Consider the following 4,266-nt stretch of genomic DNA (forward strand, 5'->3'; position numbering starts at 1 on the left):
TGACAACTTTTTTTCGGTCGATGCCTTAACGCAATAGCATTGCCCTGAATAGGGGAAAGTCCGGCGGAGCCGGATAAGGGGTGGCCGCGTGAGCGGCCAATTTAACAGCATGGCATCTGAAGAGATGAGTCATAAGTGTTTTTCTCATTTCGGCGGTTCCCCCTTTGGTGCCTGCGGCACCACCTTCCCCCCGCAGGCGGGGGGACAACAACCCGCTTTATACATAGCGCAACTTATGAGGAGAGGACAAGTATAGAGACGCTTTATTCTGCCCCCTGAATAGGGGTGGCAAGGGAACTGGAGTCACTCCAGCGAACTGGATTCGTAGGGGAGCCTAAGCGACCTGAGAATCCAGTGAGTCGGTGATAGCCGTGCTGTAGGGAGCCGCAGGTGCGTATTCTGCATAGAATACGCAAGGCCGGATAAGTAGGCGCCTAGCCTGCCCATAAAGGCGCCTACCTTTGGGCATCCGGCCCGATGTCTGAGAATCCAGTGACACGCTTCCCTTCGGGTAAGTCCGGCGCAGCCGGATAGGGAGTGGCCGCGTGAGCGGCCAATTCAGCAGAATGGTATAAGAAAGACAGGATACTCTATAGTGGGTATGATTGCTGACGTGCAATGGCATATATATCCATTGACGCCCAAGGCGGGCCGAACCTTCTGAAACCGAGCCGCAAGGCGCCCATATAAACTTGCGGCGGAGCCGCCACCACAACCCTCAGCGTCCAAAGGACGCTGTCAAACCTAAGAACCTTCGCCCGCAAAGTGGGCGTCAAACTTCAGAACCTTCCGCGCCCAAAGGGCGCAGAACCCTCTGAACCCGGGCCGCAAAGCGGCCCATTTATGGTATAATAAAAGCAAGAAAGAATCAGGTGAACGCATATATAAAAGGAGGAAGAACCATGGACGAAATTTTCAGAAGAGGCACCTGCCGGTATTTCAAGGAAAAAACACCGGTGCCGGACGAAGAACTTCTTACCCTGGTAAAGGCAGGCATGCAGGCCAGGGCCGTGGGCAACCAGAAATCCCGGGATTTCATCATTGTCACCAGAGAAGACCTGGTCAAAGCCATTTCCCACAACAGCATTATCGCCGGCCCTGCCCGTAAGGCATCCGCAGCCATTGTCATCGTGGGCAAGAAGGATGGCATTTCCTTCCCCGAAGAATGGACCTTCGACTGCGCCGCAGCCGCCCAGAATATCCTGATCGAAGCGGAACATCTGGGACTCTCCACCCTCTGGATGCAGGTATACCCCTACCAGGACAGAAAAGTACACCTGGACCACATCCTGGACATCCCCGACGAACTGGATCCCTTCTGCATCATTGCCGTAGGCTATGCGGACAAGAAACCGGTACGCCTCAACCGCTACGACGAAGACGCCGTATTCCTTGACCTTTACGGCAGCCATAAGAAGACCGTGTACACCGGGAAATAAACCGGCTGTTTCTTTAATCAAAAAAAGAAGCTGTGAGAAATATCAATCATTTCTTCACAGCTTCTTTTTATATGATGCATGGCTCATCCCTGAGCAGCCATTTCCACATGGGCACCACATGAATGACGGTGCCGTCTCTTTCGATGGTTTCCTCCTCACCGACGGTGAGTATGTATAAATTCTGTCCCGGAATATGGGCGTTAAATTTCAAAAGCCCTTCTACTTCACGGCGGCATGTTTCTTCTGACTGGTGGAGCGCATAGCACACCTGCACGGCCATTCGCCTGTTGGGCACAAAGAAATCCACTTCAATATTCTTTTCATAATAGTACACTTCTTCCTGCCCGAAACGGCGGACAAGGTCGATGGCCGCCAGATTTTCCAATGAAGCCGTGGCACCGTCAAGGGTAAGCAGATTCAGCAGGCCCGTGTCCATGAAATAGTATTTTGGGGTCATTTCCTTGTCCAGAAGTTTACCCTGATAATTGTAGATGGGGAAAATGAGGTACGAATCCTGCATATAAGAAATATATTTAATCACCGTCGATTTGGCAATGGAAGAGCCGCTGCCTTTTACGATATTGGCCAGCCGGCTGTAGGAAATGGGGCGGCATACCGATTCGGCCAGCTTTTTCAGCAGTAAGCGCAGTGCGAATTCATTGGTAACGCCGTTCCTTGCGATAATATCTCCCACATAAATGGTCTGATAAATGGTATTGAGATACAATTTCTTGGATTTAAGGCCGATGAGCTCCGGAAATGAGCCTTCCATAAGGTAGGAGTGGAAGGCCTGAAACATGGCGGCTCGCCCCTTGGTAGTCAATCCCTGGGATATGTCCGGCTTCATGCCGGAGGCTTTCAAATATTCTGCAAAGGAATAAGGATAAACCTCTTCAATCATGAAACGGCCGCCCAGAGTGGTGGCGATTTCCCGACTAAGCATTTTGGCATTGCTACCGGTTACATACACATGATACTTGCTGTCCGCCAGCCGCCGCACGAATTTCTCCCAGCCCGCTACGTTCTGGAGCTCATCAAGAAATACATAGGAAACCCTGTGCTGCGGTGCCGTTTCGGCCTGTACTTCAATCAATTTGTTTAAATCGCCGGCGGTAATTTCCAAAAGCCGTTCATCTTCAAAATTCACATATAAAATTGCGCTTCTTGGAATTCCCTTATCCAGCAGGTCCCGTATCCTCTGCATAAGCATGTAGGATTTTCCGGCCCTTCGTATGCCGGTAAGGCAGTAATTCAGCTCATCGGCCCAGGAAAAGCGGCGCCTGATTAAGGTCTGCTCAGACATGGTTTCCCACTGGTCAGCCAAAATCTCCTGAATGGTTACTCTGGTAATCATCGTTTCCTCCATAAAACGAAAATAGGATTATATTGTTCAATTCATAATACAATATTACCCCATTTTCGTTCTGCTCACAAGACAAAATAAAAGATATGCTGATAAAAAGGGCAGGCGCCTTCCCGCGGACCGGTATTTATCGGCTTTTCCTCAATTACTATTTTTACCGAGATTCTTCACTGCGTTCAGAATGACGAGCAGAAGGCGGGAAGTAAATCCCGTAACGCTGACTTCATACTCATCGCCCGACAGGGCGATACCATAACCCTTGGACCCGAAGGGCCCATCAAACCTAAGAACCTTAAGAACCTTCGGGGCCCAAAGCCCCGTCAACCGTCAAACCTCCGAACCTTCCGGCTGTCAGGCCGGTCAATCCTAAGAACCTTTTCCCTCTGAACCCTATGAACCAGCCCGCCCCCGGCGGGCCGAACCTTTTGAACCCGGGCCGCAAAGCGGCCCCTTTTCCTATTTGACAATCTGTGCTATAATAAATATATCGAATAAGTTAAATATAACATTTTAAAAGGAGAGACCCCTATGATTACCGAAATCCACAGCAATGAACAGTTTGATACAGAAATTACAAACCACAAAGGCTACAGCCTTATCGACTTCTGGGCTACCTGGTGCGGGCCCTGCCGCATGATGGCTCCGGTACTGGAAAATGCAGAAAAGGTGCTGGGTGACAAAATCCACTTCTGCAAGGTGGATGTAGATGAACTGCAGGACCTGGCAGGCCAGTTCGACATCATGTCCATCCCCACCATCATCCTCTTCAAGGACGGAGAAGAAGTGAACCGCATGATTGGCGCCGTTCCCCAGGAAGAATTTATCAGCCAGCTGGAAAACATGATGGCATAAGGCATAGGCCTTTCAGGAGGACTGCACAGGCAGCCCTCCTTTTTTATTATGTAAAATAATTAAAGATGGTATTTGTATAACAGGATTTCAAAATTTGTTTATAAAAAATTATTTCAAAAAAGGCTTGCAACTTGGAAAAAAGATGATATAATAAGTACATAAGTTGACCGACGGTCAACTAAGAGCAAGGCGGCGGATTCCCCGATTCAAATCCCCATGAAGAAAGGAAAGCCCGCTGCTGTGCAGAAAAAGGAGGTGCGTTGATTCTTATCATTTTTACCTTGGATTTTCTTGATAATAATTTACCCTCTCTCCAAAAACCTGCTGGTTTCCCCGCCAGCAGGTTTTTTTATTGCCTTCATGCAGTACTAAATGATAATGAATCAGAGTCAAAACGTACTGGGATGAAGTTTCCTATTGTTGTGCTTAACTAATGTGGGTCATCACAGCAGGAAGCCCTTGGCGAATAGTTTCCTGTCGGTATGCTCAACTAATGCGTATCACCTCAATAGGAAACCCTTGGTGAATAGTTTCCTATTGAAATGAGTAACCATTGTGTCATCACAGCAGGAAGCCCTTGGCGAATAGTTTCCTGTCGGTATGCTCAACTAA

The 4,266-nt window shown here is 48.9% G+C and carries 3 protein-coding genes; 2 read left to right on the top strand and 1 reads right to left on the bottom strand.

Annotated features, from left to right (window positions below; all coding sequences use genetic code 11):
- The first annotated feature begins 902 nt into the window (after positions 1-902).
- Positions 903-1,439: a nitroreductase family protein gene (locus Q0482_RS01065; RefSeq protein ID WP_299142320.1), complete on the top strand. Its 537-nt coding sequence runs from the start codon at positions 903-905 to the stop codon at positions 1,437-1,439.
- A gap of 67 nt (positions 1,440-1,506) precedes the next feature.
- On the opposite strand, the gene Q0482_RS01070 is transcribed toward Q0482_RS01065, so the two are convergent.
- On the bottom strand, positions 1,507-2,793 hold the full coding sequence (locus Q0482_RS01070; protein WP_299142323.1) for an ATP-binding protein: 1,287 nt from the start codon (positions 2,791-2,793) through the stop codon (positions 1,507-1,509).
- Between the two features lie 537 nt (positions 2,794-3,330).
- Here Q0482_RS01070 and trxA point away from each other — a divergent pair.
- On the top strand, positions 3,331-3,654 hold the full coding sequence (trxA, locus tag Q0482_RS01075) for a thioredoxin (protein ID WP_299142326.1): 324 nt from the start codon (positions 3,331-3,333) through the stop codon (positions 3,652-3,654).
- Positions 3,655-4,266 lie beyond the last annotated feature (612 nt).

Source organism: uncultured Dialister sp., assembly GCF_937959425.1.
GTDB lineage: Bacteria > Bacillota > Negativicutes > Veillonellales > Dialisteraceae > Dialister.

What these genes read in the sequence shown, in the direction of transcription:
- Q0482_RS01065 (WP_299142320.1), top strand. Translation starts at nt 903, where the DNA reads ATGGACGAAATTTTCAGAAGAGGCACCTGCCGGTATTTCAAGGAAAAA.
- Q0482_RS01070 (WP_299142323.1), bottom strand. Translation starts at nt 2,793, where the DNA reads ATGATTACCAGAGTAACCATTCAGGAGATTTTGGCTGACCAGTGGGAA.
- trxA (WP_299142326.1), top strand. Translation starts at nt 3,331, where the DNA reads ATGATTACCGAAATCCACAGCAATGAACAGTTTGATACAGAAATTACA.